At 42.6% G+C, this 21222-nt stretch carries 19 protein-coding genes and 1 pseudogene; 15 read left to right on the forward strand and 5 right to left on the reverse strand.

Going from position 1 to position 21222, the window contains the following annotated elements; all coding sequences use genetic code 11:
• Positions 1–20 precede the first annotated feature (20 nt).
• The 10 genes and pseudogenes from pbpC to der all read left to right on the forward strand — a co-directional run bounded on the left by pbpC (position 21) and on the right by der (position 12112).
• Complete coding sequence (pbpC, locus tag PXH59_RS01075; protein ID WP_285809931.1) at positions 21–2354, forward strand: peptidoglycan glycosyltransferase PbpC; 2334 nt, start codon at positions 21–23, stop codon at positions 2352–2354.
• Positions 2355–2649: 295 nt separating this feature from the next.
• Positions 2650–3078, forward strand: coding sequence for a nucleoside-diphosphate kinase (gene ndk / locus PXH59_RS01080; RefSeq protein WP_285809932.1), 429 nt, complete (start codon positions 2650–2652; stop codon positions 3076–3078).
• Positions 3079–3299: 221 nt separating this feature from the next.
• Positions 3300–4478 (forward strand): dual-specificity RNA methyltransferase RlmN, encoded by a 1179-nt coding sequence (gene rlmN / locus PXH59_RS01085; protein ID WP_285809933.1) that lies wholly within the window; start codon positions 3300–3302, stop codon positions 4476–4478.
• 128 nt (positions 4479–4606) lie between these two features.
• The gene (locus PXH59_RS01090; RefSeq protein WP_285809935.1) at positions 4607–4969 is read left to right on the forward strand and encodes a fimbrial assembly protein; all 363 of its coding nucleotides are present in this window, start codon (positions 4607–4609) and stop codon (positions 4967–4969) included.
• Positions 4970–5085: 116 nt separating this feature from the next.
• Positions 5086–6036: a cytoskeleton protein RodZ gene (gene rodZ, locus PXH59_RS01095; protein WP_285809937.1), complete on the forward strand. Its 951-nt coding sequence runs from the start codon at positions 5086–5088 to the stop codon at positions 6034–6036.
• A gap of 91 nt (positions 6037–6127) precedes the next feature.
• Positions 6128–7249 carry a flavodoxin-dependent (E)-4-hydroxy-3-methylbut-2-enyl-diphosphate synthase gene (ispG, locus tag PXH59_RS01100; protein ID WP_285809939.1) on the forward strand — a complete coding sequence of 374 codons (1122 nt, stop codon included), beginning with the start codon at positions 6128–6130 and terminating at the stop codon, positions 7247–7249.
• A 103-nt stretch (positions 7250–7352) separates the two neighbouring features.
• Positions 7353–8631 (forward strand): annotated as a pseudogene (hisS, locus tag PXH59_RS01105) (histidine--tRNA ligase).
• 14 nt (positions 8632–8645) lie between these two features.
• Positions 8646–9266 (forward strand): YfgM family protein, encoded by a 621-nt coding sequence (locus PXH59_RS01110; protein WP_047768439.1) that lies wholly within the window; start codon positions 8646–8648, stop codon positions 9264–9266.
• Between the two features lie 16 nt (positions 9267–9282).
• Complete coding sequence (gene bamB, locus PXH59_RS01115) at positions 9283–10455, forward strand: outer membrane protein assembly factor BamB (protein ID WP_285809942.1); 1173 nt, start codon at positions 9283–9285, stop codon at positions 10453–10455.
• Between the two features lie 160 nt (positions 10456–10615).
• On the forward strand, positions 10616–12112 hold the full coding sequence (gene der / locus PXH59_RS01120) for a ribosome biogenesis GTPase Der (RefSeq protein ID WP_047768436.1): 1497 nt from the start codon (positions 10616–10618) through the stop codon (positions 12110–12112).
• 248 nt (positions 12113–12360) lie between these two features.
• Here the strand turns inward: der and PXH59_RS01125 are convergent, their stop codons facing one another.
• The 4 genes from PXH59_RS01125 to hemF form a co-directional block, all read right to left on the reverse strand.
• Entirely contained in the window at positions 12361–12582 is a 222-nt protein-coding gene (locus PXH59_RS01125; protein WP_285809944.1) for a protealysin propeptide domain-containing protein, read from the reverse strand.
• Between the two features lie 230 nt (positions 12583–12812).
• Positions 12813–13871, reverse strand: coding sequence for a M4 family metallopeptidase (locus PXH59_RS01130; RefSeq protein ID WP_285809947.1), 1059 nt, complete (start codon positions 13869–13871; stop codon positions 12813–12815).
• Between the two features lie 229 nt (positions 13872–14100).
• Complete coding sequence (locus tag PXH59_RS01135) at positions 14101–15174, reverse strand: M4 family metallopeptidase (protein ID WP_285809950.1); 1074 nt, start codon at positions 15172–15174, stop codon at positions 14101–14103.
• Between the two features lie 249 nt (positions 15175–15423).
• Positions 15424–16332, reverse strand: a complete 909-nt coding sequence (hemF, locus tag PXH59_RS01140; protein WP_285809952.1) for an oxygen-dependent coproporphyrinogen oxidase — start codon at positions 16330–16332, stop codon at positions 15424–15426.
• 140 nt (positions 16333–16472) lie between these two features.
• Here hemF and PXH59_RS01145 point away from each other — a divergent pair, with 140 nt between their 5' ends.
• Positions 16473–16895 (forward strand): GNAT family acetyltransferase, encoded by a 423-nt coding sequence (locus tag PXH59_RS01145; RefSeq protein WP_285809954.1) that lies wholly within the window; start codon positions 16473–16475, stop codon positions 16893–16895.
• A gap of 195 nt (positions 16896–17090) precedes the next feature.
• On the opposite strand, the gene PXH59_RS01150 is transcribed toward PXH59_RS01145, so the two are convergent.
• Entirely contained in the window at positions 17091–17333 is a 243-nt protein-coding gene (locus PXH59_RS01150; protein ID WP_047767284.1) for a hypothetical protein, read from the reverse strand.
• A gap of 332 nt (positions 17334–17665) precedes the next feature.
• Between PXH59_RS01150 and PXH59_RS01155 the strand changes: the two genes are divergently transcribed.
• The 4 genes from PXH59_RS01155 (at position 17666) to cysW (ending at position 21219) form a co-directional block, all read left to right on the forward strand.
• Complete coding sequence (locus tag PXH59_RS01155) at positions 17666–18241, forward strand: RpoE-regulated lipoprotein (protein WP_285809957.1); 576 nt, start codon at positions 17666–17668, stop codon at positions 18239–18241.
• 265 nt (positions 18242–18506) lie between these two features.
• Positions 18507–19544, forward strand: coding sequence for a sulfate ABC transporter substrate-binding protein (locus PXH59_RS01160; protein WP_285809958.1), 1038 nt, complete (start codon positions 18507–18509; stop codon positions 19542–19544).
• Positions 19544–20374, forward strand: coding sequence for a sulfate/thiosulfate ABC transporter permease CysT (gene cysT, locus PXH59_RS01165; RefSeq protein ID WP_047767279.1), 831 nt, complete (start codon positions 19544–19546; stop codon positions 20372–20374). The genes PXH59_RS01160 and cysT overlap by 1 nt, the downstream gene beginning before the upstream one ends.
• Positions 20374–21219 carry a sulfate/thiosulfate ABC transporter permease CysW gene (gene cysW, locus PXH59_RS01170; RefSeq protein ID WP_047767277.1) on the forward strand — a complete coding sequence of 282 codons (846 nt, stop codon included), beginning with the start codon at positions 20374–20376 and terminating at the stop codon, positions 21217–21219. The genes cysT and cysW overlap by 1 nt, the downstream gene beginning before the upstream one ends.
• Positions 21220–21222: the final 3 nt, after the last annotated feature.

Below are 21222 nucleotides of genomic sequence, written 5' to 3' on the forward strand. Positions count from 1 at the left end.
TCACTTCGGATACGGCTTTAATGAGAAAATCACCTTTCCGCAAGCATCAAATTATTTTGGTGCTGTTTCTGGTCATTTTATTCGTTTTTCCCGCCGCCCTGTGGCTGGCAGATAAAATCTGGCCGTTGCCAATACATAACGTCAAAATGACACGAGTAGTCGTGGGGGCTGATGGTTCACCGTTATGGCGTTTTGCTGACCGCGAAGGAGTCTGGCGTTACCCTGTTACATTAGATCAAGTTTCTCCTGAATACCTTCAGGCATTACTGACTTATGAAGATCGCTGGTTTTATAAGCATCCGGGCATCAACCCAATCTCTCTTTTGCGGGCAGCATGGCAAGACTTTCGTGCAGGAAAAATAGTGTCAGGGGGCAGTACTATTTCCATGCAAGTCGCCCGACTGATTGAGCCACACTCACGAACCCTTACCGGAAAATTCAAACAACTTTGGCGCACATTGCAACTGGAATGGCACTATTCAAAAGATGAAATTTTGGTGATGTACCTGAACCGTGCGCCATTTGGTGGAACATTACAGGGGGTAGGGGCGGCAAGTTGGGCTTATTTGGGGAAATCACCGTCAGAACTTTCAGCCGGAGAAGCGGCATTATTGGCCGTCTTACCACAAGCGCCCAGCCGATTACGGCCTGATCGTTACCCGGAACGGGCACAAGCAGCGCGTGACAAAGTATTGCAGCGATTGGCGCGATATCATATTTGGTCAGAGAAGAAAGTGGCTGATATTAAGGAAGAAAATATCTGGCTGGCTCCACGTCAGGTCCCTCATCTGGCGCCATTATTGGCGAGGCGAATGGCAAATGAAAATCAGGCGGAAGTGATCCAAACGACCATTGATATCGGTTTGCAACGTCAATTAGAAGATATGGTGCTTAACTGGAAATATCAGTTGGCGGGCAAAACTTCAATTGGCGTATTAGTGGTGGATCACACCGATATGTCTGTTAAAGCCTATATTGGTTCCGCCGATTTTCAGGATAACAGTCGCTTTGGGCATGTGGATATGGTCAGTGCATGGCGTTCACCCGGCTCGACACTGAAACCTTTTTTATATGCTATGGCGTTGGATGATGGATTAATTCACGCAGAGTCTTTATTGCAGGATGTTCCCCGCCGTTTTAATGATTATCGACCGGGTAATTTTGACCGTGGATTCAACGGGCCGGTGAGTGCCAGTGAGGCATTGGTAAGATCGCTCAATTTACCCGCTGTACAGCTTCTTGAAGCCTATGGTTCGAAGCGATTCACGGCTAATTTACGCAATGTAGGAATGAAATTACGTTTCCCGTTGGGCAGTGAACCCAACTTATCCCTTATCTTGGGAGGGACAGCTGCTCGAATGGACGAATTGGTCTCGGTTTACAGTGCCTTTGCCCGTCAGGGAAAAGTCTCTCCACTGCGCTTTACACCGCAACAAAAAATACGGGACAGGCAATTGTTCTCTGCCGGGGCAGCCTGGATTGTCAGAAGAATTATGGCCGGTGAGGGACGTCCTCAGCCTGATGATATTCTGCCTGCCCGTGTTCCGCTGGCATGGAAAACAGGCACAAGTTATGGCTATCGGGATGCATGGGCAATTGGCCTGAACGCTCGTTATACCTTCGGGGTTTGGGTCGGCCGACCCGATGGAACGCCGGTTATTGGTCAGTCTGGGTATGCTACGGCGATACCGATCATGAACCAAATCAATAATTTATTAATGGAGAGCTTGCGTTATAGTCCAATGCGCATTCCTGTTGATCCCCGCCCAGCCCGCGTCACTCAGGCAACCATTTGCTGGCCGAGTGGTACTGTCCTGCCCCAGGACAGTAATAACTGCCGGCAACAGCGCTTAAGCTGGATTTTGGATAATACTATTCCTCCGACACTCTCCGCTATAGAGCAGGAAGGTATTTCAGGCATTAACGAGCCGATTTGGTTAGATAAGTATGGCTTGCGTGTTGCTCCTGATTGCCCGGATGCTCATCCTGAAACCATAAGCTTATGGCCAATCTCACTGGAAGCCTGGCTACCGGCTAAAGAGCGCCGGGCAAATCGGCTGCCTCTTATTAATCCACAATGTCCGCCCATAAAAACGGATGTAGCACCATTATTGATTATTGGTGTACGGGAAGGAGAGGTGTTGAAGCGTATTCCAGGGAAAATGAGCCTGGATTTGCGGCTCACAACACAAGGAGGCGGCGGCAAGCAATGGTGGTTTTTGAATGGTGAACAAGTGACCGTGACAGAAAATAATCAACCCTGGAGCGAGACGTTATCACAATCAGGAAAATACCAACTTAGTGTTTTAGATTTGGGGGGGCAGGTTAGCGCAATCAATTTTGTGGTGAAGTAACAGGAAAATTTATAGTCTCTGATGAAAGTAAACAAGATATACCCATCCAACGTCAAGATGCGTGTTACATTTCCCTGCACAGCGGGGAAATATAAGCGAAAATGTGATTTATGCTAAAAAATGATATTTTCGCTAAGAAAGTCTTAATGAAATGTTATGTTTTTTGTAGGCAAGACGAAACTCTCCTCCTATAATCAACGCCTATTTTATCCCTGTCAGATTCAGGGTAGAGTTGCCCCTCTGGGGCATAAAAATTAAAATGAATCATCGCTGAAAGTGCCAAAGAGGTTACTCAATGACAATTGAACGTACTTTTTCCATTATTAAACCCAATGCCGTGAAGAAAGATGTTATCGGTTCTATCTATGCCCGTTTTGAAAGTGCAGGATTTAAAATCATCGCGGCCAAAATGCTACATTTAACTCGCGAACAAGCGGAAGGCTTTTATGCTGAACACGAAAGCCGTCCTTTCTTTGATGGTCTGGTGGAATTCATGACCTCTGGCCCAATAATGGTACAGGTTCTGGAAGGTGAAAATGCCGTTCAACGTCATCGCGATCTGATGGGTGCGACTAATCCTGATAATGCTTTGGCAGGTACTCTGCGTGCAGATTATGCAGACAGCTTTACTGAAAATGCCGTTCACGGTTCAGACTCGATTGAATCTGCAAACCGCGAAATTGCTTATTTTTTCAGTGATGATGAAATTTTCCCTCGCTGCTAACGTTTTTCGCTGCATGTAGCATATAAACAGTAAAGTTTGTACAATGATGCGCCCCACTGATTTGGTTCAGCGGGGCGTTTATTATTTTATTTCAATGTCCATTCAATATGGCTCTGATTAAAAGAGAGAATGATCATTGAATTGGCAGTCACCGCATGAAAACTTAATGCTGAAATCAGATCAGCATAGAGCCGAAAGTGTAACAACGAGGCGATGTAACAATGTCCCAACTTAACGAAACCGTACCACTTGCAACTTCCTCCGTATCTGTCACACCTGAAAAGAAAAACGGTAAAGTCAATTTTCTCGACCTTAACCGTAAACAAATGCGTCAATTTTTTGTCGATATGGGAGAGAAGCCTTTTCGTGCCGATCAGGTCATGAAATGGATTTACCATTATTGCTATGACGATTTTGAGCAGATGACCGATATTAACAAAGTGCTCAGGGCAAAATTGCAACACGTTGCTGAAATCAAAGCACCCGAAGTTGCCGAAGAGCAACGCTCTGCTGATGGCACTATCAAATGGGCGATTACTGTCGGTGATCAACAGGTTGAAACGGTTTATATCCCAGAAGATGATCGCGCGACACTGTGTGTTTCATCTCAGGTGGGATGTGCTTTAGAGTGTAAATTTTGTTCTACGGCTCAACAGGGCTTTAACCGTAATCTGCGAGTTTCCGAGATTATTGGTCAGGTCTGGCGCGCCGCCAAGATTATAGGATCATTGAAATCCAGTGGTCGTCGTCCCATTACCAACGTCGTGATGATGGGAATGGGAGAACCACTGCTTAATTTGAATAATGTCGTGCCAGCAATGGAAATTATGATGGATGACTTCGGCTTCGGTCTGTCGAAACGTCGTGTGACATTGTCAACGTCTGGTGTTGTCCCTGCACTGGATAAACTGGGGGATATGATCGATGTTGCACTGGCCATTTCTTTGCATGCACCCACTGATGATATTCGTGACGAAATTGTGCCAATTAACCGTAAGTACAATATTGAAGAGTTTCTGGCAGGAGTACGTCGTTACCTGACAAGATCCAATGCTAATCAGGGGCGGGTTACGGTGGAGTATGTGATGCTTGATCATGTCAACGACAGCGTTGAGCAGGCCCATCAGTTGGCCGAATGTCTGAAAGATACTCCCAGCAAGATCAACCTGATCCCGTGGAACCCGTTCCCGGGGGCACCTTATGGACGCAGCTCAAACAGCCGCATCGATCGTTTTGCTAAAGTCCTGATGGGATACGGTTTTACAACCATCGTGCGTAAAACGAGGGGAGATGATATTGATGCAGCATGTGGGCAGCTTGCCGGTGATGTCATTGACAGAACCAAGCGAACCATGAAAAAACGTCTTGCAGGTGAACCTATTCAGGTAAAAACAGTCTAATTTTTTGTTTAATATCGATTAATGGCTGAAAATTTGGCAAATTTTAACATATCCTTATAAATGAAGATGGTATGATACGGAAATCAATAATTTGGTCTATAGTTTGTTTTGGCCTGTTAACGGGGTGTGTGGAACAATCAACGCATCGCGTTCATCAGGTTGTTGCCATAGATACACGATTGCAGCTAGGGAAAGCTTATTTGGCGGAACGAAATTTATCGGCCGCTAAATATCATTTTCAAAAAATCCTGCTGGCGGAACCTCATCATTCAGAGGCACATTTAGGCATGGCACTGCATGAACAATATGCAGGTCGCCCGGAAACCGCCAGTCAGCATTATAGAATGGCTATGCAGTATGCGGCTGAAAGTGATACCGTAGTACATCACTACCATATTTTTCTTTGTGAGCAAAAGCAGTATGAAAAGGCTGAACAGTTGATCATGAAAAGTATGAAAAGTAACACAGGCCATTATCGCTGTGATAAATGATTTTCTGTGTCCAACGCAGTATTTAGATGATTTCGCTACACAAATTAAATGATATGTTCTGTTCATTTAATTTGTGTAAATTCTTTAACCCAGAACAGTACCAGTATCCCTTGCTAATGAAGACTGAAACTTATCCAGAAGAAGCCAATCTGACAACAGGTCAGATTTTGCGTCAGGCTCGTGAAAAACATGAGCTTTCTCAGCAAACTGTGGCAGATCGCCTGTGTCTTAAACTGTCCACTGTTCGTGATATTGAAGAAGATAATATCTCGTCAAATATTTCACCAACATTCCTTCGTGGATATATTCGCGCCTATGCAAAATTGGTTCAGGTGCCTGAAACTGAAATCTTGAGTACCCTGGATAAACAGATACCTTCCAGGGACATAAAAACGGCCCCTATGCAAAGTTTTTCAGCGGGGAAAAAGCGCAAGAAACGCGACGGTTGGTTAATGAAAATAACATGGGCTGTTATTGTTGTGTTGTTGGGAATGACATTCCTGTGGTGGTGGCAGAACTATAAAGTACAACAAACAGAACTGTCTTCAATGTCCACACAATCAAATGCCCAGAATAATCAGGTAACAGGTTCTGAAACTAATGCTCAATCTGATGTTTTCCAGGAAAAAACATTGTTGGCAGAGGCAAATGGCACAGAAGTAAACAGCAATGCTCCCATATCTTCCAGCGCACCGGTATCCACAGCAACCAATCAGCCTGCAACCAATGCAATACCAGAAAATACGGCTACTGCTGCCAATGCAGAGATAAATAGTGCTGTTGTGAGTCCCTCATCGACTGATGTAAATAGTATCAGCACGGCGAACAACGGTGAATTAGTGATAGATTTCAGCGGTGAATGTTGGCTAGCAGTCGAAGATGCTAAAGGTAAAGTGTTGTTTAGTGGCATAAAAAAGAAAGGGGATAGCCTAAAATTTTCCGGTAATTTACCTTATTTGGTGAATATTGGCGCCCCCGCTAAGGTTAAGGTTCAGTTTCAGGGAAAACCCGTGGATCTAAGTTCCTTCGTGAAGAAAGGCGTCACGGCTAAACTGACTCTGAAATAAATGCCTTAACTGTTTTGGCCAAATTATTCACCACAGCATAGTTGTCATTCTTATAAACAAAAATACAGGGATGTAGGGGAGTAATGTAAAAATGCATATTGAATCACCGATAAAAAGACGTCAGTCTACACGGATTTATGTCGGTAATGTGCCTATCGGGAATGGCGCACCGATTGCAGTGCAATCAATGACTAACACACGAACAACTGATGTTGAAGCAACAGTCAATCAAATTAACGCGTTAGAGCGTGTAGGTGTTGATATCGTTCGGGTGTCTGTTCCAACAATGGAGGCAGCCGAAGCGTTAAAGTCCATCAAACAGCAAGTCAATGTCCCTCTTGTTGCCGATATTCATTTCGATTACCGCATAGCCCTGAAAGTTGCGGAATATGGTGTTGACTGTCTGCGCATCAATCCTGGCAATATTGGTAATGAAGATCGTATTCGTCAGGTTGTGGATTGCGCCCGCCACAATAATATTCCAATTCGCATTGGGGTTAATGGTGGATCACTGGAAAAAGATCTACAGGAAAAATATGGTGAACCCACACCAGAAGCGTTGGTTGAATCGGCAATGCGTCATGTGGATATTCTTGATCGCCTGAACTTCGACCAATTTAAAGTGAGCGTTAAGGCCTCTGACGTTTTTCTGGCGGTTGGGGCATACCGTTTACTGGCACAAAAAATTGATCAACCGCTGCATTTGGGCATTACGGAAGCAGGTGGAGCCCGTGCGGGTGCGGTGAAATCTTCAATTGGCCTTGGTATTTTGTTGTCAGAAGGAATTGGCGATACACTGCGTATTTCGTTGGCCGCAGATCCCGTGGAAGAAGTTAAAGTCGGTTTTGATATTCTGAAAGCATTGCGTATTCGTTCACGGGGGATTAATTTCATTGCCTGTCCAACGTGTTCGCGCCAGGAATTTGACGTTATCGGTACGGTTAATGCCCTTGAGCAGCGCCTTGAAGACTTAGTCACCCCGATGGATGTTTCTATCATTGGCTGTGTCGTGAATGGTCCGGGAGAAGCAGAAGTTTCAACGCTTGGCGTAACGGGGGCGAAAACAAAAAGCGGCTTTTATGAAGATGGCATTCGTCAAAAAGAGCGTTTTGACAATAACAACTTGATTGATCAACTTGAGGCGAAAATTCGGGCGAAGGCCGCTATCCTCGATGTTAAGAACCGAATCGGCATCAATCAGCTTGATGAGTAGTTTATTGGGGATATAAGCATATAGATTTGCTTGCAGATTGAACCTTGCAAGTATTCGCTTTTATAATCGTTGGCATTGTATAAATATTAATAAGAGATAAAACGTGACAAAAAATATCCCAGCTATTCGTGGCATGAATGACTGCCTTCCTGCTGAAACGGCCATCTGGCAACGAGTTGAATCTACGGTGAAGCGTGTGCTGTCAGGTTACGGTTTCAGCGAAATTCGGACACCGATTGTAGAGCAGACCCCGTTATTCAAACGTGCAATTGGGGAAGTCACTGATGTGGTCGAAAAAGAGATGTATACCTTTGACGATCGCAATGGTGAAAGTTTGACCCTGCGCCCAGAAAATACCGCAGGATGTGTCCGTGCCGGTATTCAGCATGGTCTGCTGTACAATCAGGAACAGCGCTTATGGTATATCGGGCCGATGTTCCGTTATGAGCGCCCCCAAAAAAGGCCGTTACCGTCAATTCCATCAGTTAGGGGCTGAAGTGTTTGGCTTACAGGGACCAGATATTGATGCTGAACTTATTTTAATGACAGCACGTTGGTGGCGCGAGCTTGGCATTGCTGATCACGTTACACTTGAATTGAACTCAATTGGTTCATTAGAAGCCCGTGCCAATTATCGTGAGGCGCTGGTGGCATACCTTGAACAGCATAAAGAGAAACTGGACGAAGATTGTCAACGCCGCATGTATACCAACCCATTGCGTGTATTGGACTCTAAAAACCCTGAAATTCAGCAGCTTCTGAATGATGCACCGGAGCTGTTTGATTATCTTGATAGCGAGTCAAAAGAGCACTTTGATGGACTGTGTCAGCTACTGGATAGTGCAGGGATCAAATACCGCATCAACCAGCGTCTGGTTCGCGGCCTTGATTACTACAACCGTACTGTTTTTGAATGGGTGACATCGGCGTTGGGGGCACAGGGAACCGTCTGTGCGGGTGGTCGTTACGATGGCTTGGTTGAACAATTGGGCGGTAAGGCAACACCCGCAGTTGGTTTTGCCATGGGCCTGGAACGTATGGTCCTGTTGGTGCAGGAAGTCAATCCTGACTTTGTTGCTGATTTGGCTGTTGCCGATGTCTATTTCTCTTCCTTTGGTGAAGGTAGCCAGCAAGCGGCATTAATATTGGCCGAAAAAATCCGTGATCAATTGCCAGAATTACGTCTGATGACCAATCATGGCGGTGGTAACTTTAAGAAACAGCTGACGCGTGCGAGTAAGCACGGTGCCAAAGTTGCCTTGATCCTGGGAGAAGATGAAATTCAGGCAGGCAATATTACAGTGAAAAATTTACGCAACGGTGAACAAGAAACGTTGTCACAACAAGCGGTCGCAGCGCGTTTGAGCGAACTGTTAGGCTAAGGAGAGAAACTCTAGTGCAAGTCTATACCACAGAAACTGAACAAGTTGACGCGATCAAGCGTTTTTTCGCTATTAACGGTAAATACCTTGCTGTTGGTTTGGTGCTAGGTGTTGGTGTTTTGTTGGGTTGGCGTTACTGGCAGTCTCATCAAACCAACCAATTGTATAATACGGCCGCAGTATTTGAAGAGTTGAACAAATCACTGGCGTCGGGGTCGAAAGAAAATGTTATTGCCGTAGAAAAGTTCGCTAATGAGACAGACAATGTCTACGGTGTTATGGCTGATCTGGAACTGGCAAAACAGGCTATTGCTCAGAATGATCTGGCTCAGGCAGAGAAAAATTTGCGAGCGGCATCCGGTAAAGCCAAAGATGGAAACATGCAGGCATTGTCTAACCTTCGTCTGGCTCGGGTTCAATTAGCGGAAGATAAAACAGATGTTGCATTGAAAACGCTGGATTTGGTCAAAGGCAAAGGCTGGCAGGTTATGGTTGAGGATATTCGTGGGGATATTCTGGCTAAAAAAGGGGATATTGCTGGTGCACGTGCAGCCTATTCCACAGGGCTTGGACTTGATGGCCCGCAGGTAATTAAGGATTTTATGAAAATCAAACTTAATAATTTATCCAACTAAGGGAGCCAACTTCATAATGCAGCTGCGAAAAACACTCTTGGTTGGGCTGGTTGCTTCTGTTCTGCTAGCAGGTTGTTCAAGTGAACAGGATACGGTAACAATGTCACCGTTACCGAAGGTTGAAAATCAATTCAAACCTCGTATCGTTTGGGATAAGTCCGTTGGGAGTGGTACGGGGAAGTATTACTCTCATTTATCACCAACCTGGCAGGGTTCAACCGCTTACGTTGCTGACCGTCATGGTGTTGTCAAAGCATTTGATATAGACAGCGGCAAAGAGATATGGGCAACGGATTTGTCAGAAAAAGCAGGTTTATTGTCATCCCGTTTGCCAGCGCTGCTTTCTGGTGGTTTGACTGTATCCGGTGATCGTCTGTATGTCGGAACAGAACAAGCAAAAGTCATCGCGCTGGATACAACGAACGGTAAGGTTGAATGGGAATCGACGGTTGCTGGCGAAGCATTGTCCCGTCCTGTAGTGAGTGATGGTTTTGTCTTGATTCATACCGGCAATGGTATGTTGCAGGCATTAAACGAAACCGATGGTAGTATTGCCTGGTCAGTTAATATGGATACACCTTCGTTGTCCGTTCGTGGTGAATCCGCTCCTGCCGTAGCCTATGGTGCAGCGATTGTCGGTGGTGACAATGGCCGTATTAGTGCGGTGCTGTTGTCTGAGGGGCAACTAATTTGGCAACAGCGTATTTCTCAGGTAACAGGTTCTACCGAAATAGATCGCCTGAATGATGTCGATATGAGTCCGGTCATTTCTGACAATGTTATTTATGCGATTGCTTATAACGGCAATTTGGTGGCAATGGATATGCGTTCAGGCCAGATCATCTGGAAACGTGATCTGGGATCGGTGCATGATATGGTGGTCACTGACAGCAATATTTTCATTGTTGATCAAGATGACCGTATCTTGTCCCTGCGCAAGAGTGATGGTGTGACATTATGGTCGCAAAATGATCTCATGCACCGTAACCTGACGGCACCGGAAATGTACAATGGCTATCTGGTTGTTGGTGATGCTGAAGGTTACTTGCATTGGTTGAATATGGCTGATGGCAAATTTGTAGCGCAGAACAAGGTTGATAGTTCCGGCCTGTTGAGTCGTCCGGTTGTTGCCAGCGATAAACTGATGCTACAAGCGAAGGACGGGACAGTTTATCTGTATACCCGCTAACTTCGCGCGTGTTTAAATAACACGGAATTATACGGCTCCTGGACAATAACAGGGGCCGTTTCGTCTTTTTAGACTCTTTGTATCTTGCTGTGGTGAACAATATTGAGACGTCACTTTCAGCAGGATATCGATTTAAATCTAGTCATGAGGCATCAAGAAAATGATACCTGTCGTTGCGCTGGTTGGGCGCCCCAATGTTGGAAAATCCACCTTATTTAACCGATTAACCCGAACCAGAGATGCGCTGGTAGCGGATTTCCCTGGCTTAACCCGTGATCGTAAATATGGACGGGCAGAGGTTGAAGGGCAAGAATTCATCATCATTGATACGGGCGGTATCGATGGTATGGAAGAGGGGGTAGAAACGCATATGGCTACGCAATCCCTGATGGCCATAGAAGAGGCGGACATTGTTCTATTTATGGTTGATGCCAGATCGGGATTGATGCCTGCTGATCATGCGATTGCCAAGCATTTGCGTAGCCGTGAAAAAGCAACTTTTCTGGTGGCGAATAAAACCGATGGTATCGATATTGATATCTCGGTAGCTGAGTTTTATTCACTCGGTTTAGGGGATGTTTATTCCATCGCGGCTTCTCACGGCCGGGGGGTAACACAACTGATTGAACGTGTGTTGTTGCCGTTTTCTGACAAAGAAGAAACAGAAGAAGACGTTGAATTAACGGAAGAAGAAGCAAACGCAGCTTATTGGGCCGAAATGGAGCAAGCCGAATTGGAGGCTTCTGCTGAACAGGAAAAAGAGGAGGAGGCATTTGATCCCACAACCTTGCCTCTGAAACTTGCGATTGTTGGCCGCCCTAATGTGGGTAAATCCACATTAACCAACCGTATCCTCGGTGAAGAGCGTGTTGTCGTTTATGATTTGCCAGGTACGACCCGTGACAGCATTTATATTCCCATGGAGCGTGATGGCCGTGAATATATTCTGATTGATACAGCGGGCGTTCGTAAGCGTGGAAAAGTCACTGAAACAGTTGAAAAATTCTCTGTGATTAAAACGCTCCAGGCGATTGAAGATGCCAATGTTGTATTACTGGTAGTGGATGCCCGTGAAGGCATTTCTGATCAAGATCTTTCTCTGCTTGGTTTTATTCTTAACAGTGGTCGTTCTCTGGTTATCGCCATCAACAAATGGGATGGTATGAGTCAGGAAGACAAAGATCACGTCAAAGATATGCTTGAGCTGCGTTTGGGTTTTGTTGATTTTGCCCGTCTTCACTTTATTTCCGCGCTACATGGTAGTGGTGTCGGGAATTTATTTGAATCAATTCAGGAAGCCTATGAAAGTGCAACCCGCCGCGTTAGTACTTCCTTATTGACTCGTATAATGCGCATGGCAGAAGATGATCACCAGCCGCCAATGATCCGTGGTCGTAGGGTGAAAATGAAATATGCCCATGCGGGTGGCCATAACCCACCTATCGTGGTTATCCACGGTAATCAAGTAACAAATTTACCTGATTCCTATAAGCGTTATTTGATGAATTATTTCCGTCGTTCTTTGAAAGTGATGGGAACACCTATCCGCATCCAATTTAAAGAAGGGGCTAACCCTTATGCGGATAAGAAAAATACATTAACAGCAACTCAGCTCCGTAAACGTAAACGTTTAATGGAACATATGAAAAAACGGTAATTGTTTAAAAATATTAATATAAATAAAGGGCTATTCCTAGCCCTTTATTATTCCTGTATTTAAAGCATAGTTTAGCCATTATTAAACAGAGCAGATAGAAATAATTTTAAGAATTAAGCTAATTAGCTTTAAAATATTTCAATTTTATCAATGAACCTACTGTATATTTAATTTTATTAATTTCGGTATTTCTTTTTTGTTATATAAAAAATCATGAAAATCAGAGGGTAACGTTAATTTCCTGATAATTAATAGCTATCTTCTGGTTCAGGATTTTTTCTGTTTTTATACAATAAAGGATCATCCTCAGAGTTTAAGGCCTCTTCTTTGGTTGATTGCTTCATGAGTTTATTGACATGATCTAATGTTTTCAAAACATACTCTTTGTCATTAGCATTACAGGTTTTTGCAAGATACTCCAATAAATAAGGGGGGATTATATTTTGTTTTATTGCTTTATTATTACTCATGATAATGCCTTATTTTGTATCTATGTTATGTTATGTTATGGTGTTGGTGTATATTTGGCCGAATATGAATAGTAGCCAAACTAACCATGTTAGTCACTACTAAAAATGTAAATTTTTTTATGATATGGCATGGCGGGATAAGATGATTAGCTTAATTAAATTAAGGATAAATATATAAACGTAATCAAGACCTTCCCTGGTCTTGAATGATGAGAGAGGTATTACAATTTTTAGAGTAAAGTTCCGACTTGTTTCCATGAATGGGTCACAATATCTGAAATTTCCTTGCCAAATAATGTGTCAGCGTTGTCAACGGTTAGCTGTGCAAAATCATTAAAACTGGCTTTATGGGATAATCGTTTATCTAATAATGTGTGATACCAAATTTTTCCAGCTTGCTCCCAAGAATACCCTCCCAACGCTGTTGCCAATAAATAGAATGCCTTATTAGGAATACCAGAATACTTGTGGACACCGCCGTTATCATCTCTGACGGATAAATCCTGATATTGATCCATATGACCAACTTGATTATCTTTCGGATTTGCTGTTCCAGGATTTTTGAATGAGCGCAAGGCAACATTAGGGTCATTGTCCTGATTAAGTGCCGGGCCAAATATTCCCTGACCTATCAACCAATCAGATTCATTAACCTTTTGGTTGTTTGCATACTGTTTTACCATAATACCGAATACATCTGAGATAGATTCATTTAATGCACCCGATTGATAGGCATAATCAAGGTTTGCTTCACTTTCAGTGACTCCGTGAGTGAGTTCATGCGCAGTAATATCAATGCAGGAGGTGAAACAGTTAAAATAAGGGGCATAACCATCACCGAAGACCATTTGATTATTATCCCAAAATGCATTCATATAGTGTTTTTGATAATGCACAGTAGCAACTAATTTAAGACCCTTGTTATCTATAGAATTACGGCCAAAAATTTCCTTGTAAAACTCATATGTTTTACCAAGATAATTATAAGCCTCGGTGGCTACAATATCATCAATTACAGCCATGCCTTCGCATAAAATTAATTTATGTCCTGGATATTTATCATTATATTCAGCATTGTAAATAGTTCTATTTAATTTATTGTCAAAACCTGGCCGATATCCATGAATTAATATATCCATTTCATCAGGGTTATTCATTAGATTGTAAACATGATCTAATGTTTTTAATATATATGCTTTATCTGTTTGGCCACAAATTTTAACAACGTATTCCAATAAATATGGTGGGATGATGCCAGATTTATTTAATTTACCTTGATGATTCCGCATAATGATACCCCCGGCTTTTAGGTGTTGTGCATATTTTATCTCTAGGGACTTTAATTAATTATTAATCTAAATGATAATATTTTCTACTAATGGGAGGTGTTTTTGTTGGGATCTGAAATATTAATTTATAAACATAATAAAGGGTTGTGATTAACCCTTTATTATTTATTTTAGGATTATCTTAATGCTACTGCATAAAATATGAATTGGTATTTTGTTAATGGTAATTTCATTTATCTTCGGAAAGTGGAACACCAACTTCTTTCCAACCATGACTAACAATATCTGACGTTTTCTTACTGAATAACTTTTCAGCATTATCAATCGTCAGTCTGGCAAAATCTTCAAAATCTGCATCTGAAGATAGACGTTTGTCCAGTAACGTTTCATACCAAATTTTTCCTGCTTTTTCCCAGGCATAGCCTCCCAACGCCATCGCCACTAAATAAAATGCCCTGTTAGGAATGCCTGAGTGTATGTGAACGCCGCCATTATCAATGATAAAGGGAAGGTCTTCATATAGATCCATATGACCTACTTGCTTATCGCCGGAAAATGCGCTTCCGGGGTTAATAAAGGTGCGTAAGCCAACCTCGGATTTATTTTCTGGATTAAATTTTGGCCCCAGTAGACCCTGGCCCAATAGCCAATTGGATTCATCGACTTTTTGGTTATTAACATATTGTTTTACCATAATACCAAATACGTCTGAGATAGATTCATTAAGTGCACCAGACTGATAGATATAATCCAGTCCAGCTTCGCTTTCGATAACACCATGGGTTAACTCATGAGCGATAATATCAATGGCAGAGGTAAAACGATTGAAGTATTTTCCATCACCATCACCAAATATCATTTGTTTTCTGGTCCAGAATGCATTCAGATAATTTTTTCCATAATGTACGGTAGCAACTAACTTGATTCCTTTGTTATCAAGAGAATTGCGACCGAAAATTTTTTTATAGAATTCATGAGTCTTACCAATATACTCATAAGCCTCATTAACTGAATCATCTGAACTCTCTGGCATACCTTCTCTGCGAGATAACTCTTCCCCTGGGAATTCCTCTTTATTTTTAGCGTCATAGATAGTGCGATGCGGTTTATCGTTCACCTCTTTTTTAGTTTCTTGTTTATCCTGTTGAGAAATAATTTCTTCAGCAGGCGAACTCATCAATTGATAAACATGATCTAATGTCTTTAATACATATTGATTAGTATATGTATCACAATCATCAGAGATATTTTCCAGAACAAATGGAGGGATTAAGCTGTATATGTTGGTTTGATTATTGCTCATAATAATACCCTATTTTGTTGTTAGATGTTGTATTCGTTTTTTTTTGGGCCCGGATTGAATACTAGCTGTAATTAATAGGCGAGTCATTAGTGTAAGTATTGACTTTTTATGGCAGGGTATTGTTAATGAAAAATAATAAATATTTTTATCAGTATTATGACAAATAACTCATCTGTTTTAGGTTAATTTTTTATAAATAAGGAGTAAAACAGGAATAAAGAAATTGTCTTGTATTCCTGTTTTGAATTGTCATACCCAATCTTTTTTTATCAGAAATGAAGTATATAATTCAGATTCAGGAGAGTTTTTTTCTGGAGAGTAGCCATATTCCCAACGCACTAATGGAGGCATAGACATTAATATGGATTCAGTTCTTCCACCGCTTTGCAGGCCAAAAAGCGTTCCCCTGTCCCAAACAAGATTGAATTCAACATAGCGGCTTCGACGATATAATTGGAATTGTCTTTCATGCTCACCCCAGGTTAAATTTTTTCTTTTTTCTACAATAGGTAAATAGGCAGATAGGAATCCATTTCCGACAGCTTGCGTGAAATTAAAGCAGGTATCAAAATCAGGCGTATTCAGGTCGTCATAAAACAAACCACCAATGCCACGTGGTTCATTACGGTGTTTAATAAAAAAGTAATCATCACACCATTTTTTATATCTGGGATAAATATCATCGCCAAACGGTTGACATAAATTTCTGGCAACGGTGTGCCAATGAATAGCATCTTCTTCGAAACCATAATAAGGCGTGAGATCAAAGCCACCGCCAAACCACCATACAGGAGGCTCACCCTCTTTTTCAGCCATAAAGAAACGGACATTGGCATGGCTGGTTGGGACATAGGGATTAAGTGGATGAATAACAAGAGAAACGCCCATTGCTTGGTAACTGCGCCCTGCTAACTCAGGACGATGAGCCGTAGCAGAAGCGGGCATTGAAGCACCAGAAATATGTGAAAAATTCACCCCGGCTTTTTCAAAAACCTTACCTTCCGTCAACACACGGCTTCTTCCGCCACCACCTGCTTCTCGTTGCCAGCAATCCTCCATGAAGGTTGATTGACCATCAAGTTGCTCTAGCTGCTTGCAGAGGTGATCCTGTAATGAGAGGAAAAAATTCTTAACTTGATATAAATTAGGTGTATTCATTTTTGCTTTCATTTTGGTTAGGTTACGAAGTTCCGCAGTATACCTGCTAGTGTCAGTAAACGCATTTTCAGATTGATTCCAAAATAAAAGCAGTGATAATTAACATTGATTCAACTGCTTATTAAATAGGCTGACTAACTATGGAAATTCGGGTATTTCGGCAAGACGATTTTGAAGCCGTTATCACACTTTGGGAACGTTGTGATTTGATTAACTCTGGTGATGATCCAGAAATAGATATTGAGCGCAAACTCACCCATGACGCTGATTTATTTCTGGTTGCTGAAATTGCGGGAGAAGTGGTTGGTACAGTGATGGGCGGTTATGATGGACACCGTGGTTATGCCTATTATCTGGGAGTCCATCCTGAATTCAGGGGCAGAGGGATCGCCAATGCATTGATCTCCCGCCTGGAAAAAAAATTATTGGCCAGAGGTTGCCCTGGTATTTTGATTGTGGTTCCAGAAGAAAATGATGCAACAATCTGCATGTGTGAAAAAATGGAATATGATTATTTGGGCCAAGAAAATGTCATGTTTAGCAAGCGATTGATTATTGATTAAATGGATCGTGAGATAAATATACACGCTAATGAAATAGCTGAATAGAAGCATACTATTTATACCAATCCAACTTCAAGATACGTGTTATATTTCCCCGCGTAGCGGGGAGGTATAAGGCCTTGTGTTGTTTTGCGGATTGCAACCTGAGGTTTATCGAGAATATATACTCTATTTAGCTATTATCTTTTTCAACCACTACTTTTTTGATGAAGCATGAATAGAGTGTACCCATCTTCTCATATATTTGTTTTTTATAACAAGAATATCTTTTGACATTGCCGGTTTTTCATTGTCAATGTAAAGCATCACTTTAATATTCCCATTTTTATCCTTAGATAGAAAATAATGTTCAGGTATAGAGTACAGAGACTTTCCTTTTAATACGATCCAGCCAGAAGGTTGTTGACAATTAACATGATATTGATAAGGGATGTTCATTATTTCTTTCCTGAGTTATATCATCTGACCAATGAGCCATAGCAGGGGTATATGAAAATAAGCATTGGCAGACAGATAAGGATAAAAGTTTATTATGTTAATTTGATAATACAGTTTACTTTATAAATGGATGTGTAATATTTGATAAATAACATCTTTTAAACATGATTTTGATGTTTCTGTTGATGAATGGTTTGTATATTTGCAATTGAATGTTTTTTTTAGAATGTGGTCTGATAGATATCAAATGACAATTCCATAGAGCCAAAGGTAAGAAAACAACGATGGATAAATTTTTTGCATTTAATTTCTGTTCTAAACAGAAGAGGGTTATGGTAGCCAGCAGTTTAGTCGGATGCTCATTTTTGTTGACGGCTTGTGCCGGAACTTTAAGAATGTCATGGCCTGCTTTATCACCGCTTAATTGGTTTGGCAGTTCCCTAAGCGTTTCTGAGCAGGGTCTAGGAAAAATCAATAAACAGACGGATATGTCTCAATCTGTGATCGAAAACGGGTTGGAGGGAAAATATCGTCTGCGTAGTGGTATGGAGATGCAAGATGGCAAGTTAGTGAGTGTGATTCAGGGTATGGAAGAAGGTCAGGTAAAACTGGAATTTCACGGTCTGGTCAATGGTAAAGTTAATCGTATTGACGTGTTGGATGATGAAGTTAAAACAGTCTGGGGAACGAAAATAGGCACACCTTTCTCCAGTCTCTATAATCAGGCATTTGGAAAATGTCAGCGCTCTCATGATCTCACTGTGCCGCCTACAGTCATTTGTACCGCTCCACAAAGTCAGCATGTCAGCTATGTTTTTACCGGAATTTGGGAAGGCCCTGAAGGATTAATGCCTTCAGATGATGTTTTGAAGGGCTGGAAAGTTTCGCGTATTATTTGGAAATCCTGATAAACACCTATAAATAGCGTTATATCAAGTAAAAAATCTTTTAATCCACTTGCATGATGAGGGCAGCGTGCCAGAGTTCAAACCGTTTTAGTTACTTGAAAAGCGGCTGGCACCTGTAACCTGATATTTTCTACATCTTATCGTTTTTCATCATTTCTCATAAAAATTCGGTATATAAAACAGTAGCCAGTAAACTACCCTGTTATAAAGATTCTGGATACAGTAGAGAAATTGTTGTCAAATAGCGTGCTGAGTAAGGTGTTGGATGAAAATAGTGGCAATAAAAAATAAATTATTAAACGGAGTGACTAGCTTGTTGTTTTTTGCCTGTCTCAACGTTTATAGCTCTAGCGCCTTGGCTGTTGAGTTGCTGAATAGTTCTTACGATATCGGGCGAGAATTATTCTTGAGCTTGAATCCGAAATTTGAAAAACAATGGAATGAACAGAACCCGCAGGATAAGTTGACCATTAAGCAGTCCCATGCCGGTTCATCTAAACAAGCATTGGCCATTTTGCATGGATTGCGGGCGGATGTTGTCACTTATAACCAAGTCACAGATATTCAGATCTTGCACGATCGCGGCAATCTTATTCCCGTCAATTGGCAGCAGCGTTTGCCGAATAACAGTTCTCCATATTATTCCACTATGGCGTTTCTGGTACATAAAGGTAACCCCAAACATATCCAATCTTGGGAAGACTTGGTGCGAAATGATGTGAAATTAGTTTTCCCCAATCCAAAAACGTCAGGTAATGGACGCTATACCTATTTGGCTGCATGGGGCGCTTTTCAGCAAAAAAATCCGCATGATCCTGCTAAAGTGCGCCAACTGATGCAGCACTTTTTACAGAATGTAGCGGTGTTTGATACCGGAGGCCGTGGGGCAACAACTTCCTTTATTGAACGGGGTATAGGGGACGTACTGATTAGCTTCGAATCTGAGGTCAATAACATTCGTAAACAGTATGGAGAAGATAATTACCGGGTCATTGTACCGCCGGTCAATATTTTGGCTGAATTCCCGGTGACCTGGGTGGATAAGAGTGTGCAGAAAAAAGGTACGGAAGCGGTTGCCAAAGCGTATTTAAATTATCTGTATAGCCCGTCAGCCCAGCAAATCATAGCCAGTTTTAGTTATCGTGTGATTGATCAAAATGTGATGAAAGCCCAGCAATCCCGTTTTCCTGTCACCAAACTGTTTCGCCTCGAAGAACAATTCGGTAGCTGGTCTCAAGTGATGAAAACTCACTTTAATACTGGCGGTACGCTTGATCAGTTATTGAAAGAAGGGCGCAAATAATGTGGGTATTTAGCAAACGTGTCTTGCCCGGATTTGGGCTGAGTTTAGGCTGTAGTCTGTTTTATGTCTGCCTTATCCTGCTATTGCCATTAAGCGCATTGGTCGTACAGCTTTCCAGTATGACATGGGAACAATATTGGCAAGTCATCGCTAACCCGCAGGTTGTTGCCGCTTATCAGGTGACACTGTTGGCCGCAGCGGTTGCCAGTTTATTCAATATGGTTTTTGGCATGTTGATGGCCTGGATATTAACGCGCTATCAATTTCCCGGACGTAGTTTATTAGATGGTTTGATGGATTTGCCGTTTGCTTTACCGACGGCAGTTGCGGGTTTAACGCTAGCGACACTCTTTTCTGCAACAGGGTGGTATGGGGCCTGGCTTGGTCATTTCGATATCAAAGTCGCCAATACCTGGCTGGGGATTGCGCTCGCAATGGCATTCACTAGCCTGCCGTTTGTTGTGCGTACTGTTCAGCCTGTGCTTGAAGAATTAGGCCCTGAATATGAGGAAGCAGCACAGACATTGGGAGCAAGCCGTTGGCAGACTTTTCGGCGGGTTATATTACCAGAGGTTTCACCTGCATTGATTGCCGGAACTGTGCTCTCTTTTACGCGTAGCCTGGGAGAATTTGGTGCCGTGATTTTCATTGCAGGCAATATTGCCTGGCAGACCGAAGTTGCCTCCCTGATGATCTTTGTCCGCCTGCAAGAATTTGATTATCCGGCGGCTAGTGCGATCGCTTCAGTCATCCTCGCAGCGTCGTTATTACTGCTGTTTAGCGTCAATATCTTGCAAAGCCGTTTTGGTAAACGGATAGGGGGACATTAATGACTGAATTTTCCGCATACACAGTGGCACAACGCCCCGCTATAAATTGGGGAAAATGGTTACTGATCGGCACTGGTGTACTTTTTTCCCTTCTGCTGTTGGTCATACCGATAGCATGGATTTTCTTGACCGCCTTTTCCAAAGGAATCGACATAGTTGCCCAGAATCTTTTCGATCCCGATATGCTGCACGCTATCTGGTTAACAGTGATGATTGCGCTTATCACCGTCCCCCTTAATTTAGTTTTTGGTGTGATGACGGCGTGGTTAGTGACTCGTTTCCAATTCCCCGGCAGGCAATTATTGCTGACATTAATTGATATTCCGTTTGCGATTTCGCCGGTTGTGGCTGGATTACTTTATCTGCTGTTTTATGGTGCGAATGGCTGGTTAGGAAGCTGGCTTGGGAATTATGACATCCAATTGATGTTTTCATGGCCTGGTATGGTATTGGTGACCGTGTTTGTGACATGTCCGTTTGTTGTCCGTGAATTGGTGCCGGTGATGTTGAGTCAGGGTAATCAGGAGGATGAAGCTGCCATATTGTTGGGTGCCTCTGGCTGGAAGATGTTCTGGCGCGTGACCTTGCCAAATATTCGTTGGGCATTGTTATATGGCGTCGTTTTGACCAATGCGCGGGCGATTGGGGAGTTTGGGGCTGTGTCTGTGGTATCGGGGGCAATTCGCGGTGAAACCTATACGCTGCCTTTGCAGGTTGAGCTGTTGTATCAAGATTACAACACGGTTGGCGCATTTACGGCTGCGGCCTTATTAGCGGTGATGGCGATTATTACTCTGATTGTCAAAAGTGCATTGCAATGGCGTTTAAGCCGCCAGCACGGGTAGGTT

Source organism: Xenorhabdus bakwenae (assembly GCF_030272115.1).
In the GTDB taxonomy this organism is placed as follows: domain Bacteria; phylum Pseudomonadota; class Gammaproteobacteria; order Enterobacterales; family Enterobacteriaceae; genus Xenorhabdus; species Xenorhabdus bakwenae.

Coding starts and splice junctions, on each gene's coding strand:
- pbpC (WP_285809931.1), top strand. CDS start 21: ATGAGAAAATCACCTTTCCGCAAGCATCAAATTATTTTGGTGCTGTTT.
- ndk (WP_285809932.1), top strand. CDS start 2,650: ATGACAATTGAACGTACTTTTTCCATTATTAAACCCAATGCCGTGAAG.
- rlmN (WP_285809933.1), top strand. CDS start 3,300: ATGTCCCAACTTAACGAAACCGTACCACTTGCAACTTCCTCCGTATCT.
- rodZ (WP_285809937.1), top strand. CDS start 5,086: ATGAAGACTGAAACTTATCCAGAAGAAGCCAATCTGACAACAGGTCAG.
- ispG (WP_285809939.1), top strand. CDS start 6,128: ATGCATATTGAATCACCGATAAAAAGACGTCAGTCTACACGGATTTAT.
- bamB (WP_285809942.1), top strand. CDS start 9,283: ATGCAGCTGCGAAAAACACTCTTGGTTGGGCTGGTTGCTTCTGTTCTG.
- der (WP_047768436.1), top strand. CDS start 10,616: ATGATACCTGTCGTTGCGCTGGTTGGGCGCCCCAATGTTGGAAAATCC.
- PXH59_RS01125 (WP_285809944.1), bottom strand. CDS start 12,582: ATGAGTAATAATAAAGCAATAAAACAAAATATAATCCCCCCTTATTTA.
- PXH59_RS01130 (WP_285809947.1), bottom strand. CDS start 13,871: ATGCGGAATCATCAAGGTAAATTAAATAAATCTGGCATCATCCCACCA.
- PXH59_RS01135 (WP_285809950.1), bottom strand. CDS start 15,174: ATGAGCAATAATCAAACCAACATATACAGCTTAATCCCTCCATTTGTT.
- hemF (WP_285809952.1), bottom strand. CDS start 16,332: ATGAATACACCTAATTTATATCAAGTTAAGAATTTTTTCCTCTCATTA.
- PXH59_RS01145 (WP_285809954.1), top strand. CDS start 16,473: ATGGAAATTCGGGTATTTCGGCAAGACGATTTTGAAGCCGTTATCACA.
- PXH59_RS01150 (WP_047767284.1), bottom strand. CDS start 17,333: ATGAACATCCCTTATCAATATCATGTTAATTGTCAACAACCTTCTGGC.
- PXH59_RS01155 (WP_285809957.1), top strand. CDS start 17,666: ATGGTAGCCAGCAGTTTAGTCGGATGCTCATTTTTGTTGACGGCTTGT.
- PXH59_RS01160 (WP_285809958.1), top strand. CDS start 18,507: ATGAAAATAGTGGCAATAAAAAATAAATTATTAAACGGAGTGACTAGC.
- cysT (WP_047767279.1), top strand. CDS start 19,544: ATGTGGGTATTTAGCAAACGTGTCTTGCCCGGATTTGGGCTGAGTTTA.
- cysW (WP_047767277.1), top strand. CDS start 20,374: ATGACTGAATTTTCCGCATACACAGTGGCACAACGCCCCGCTATAAAT.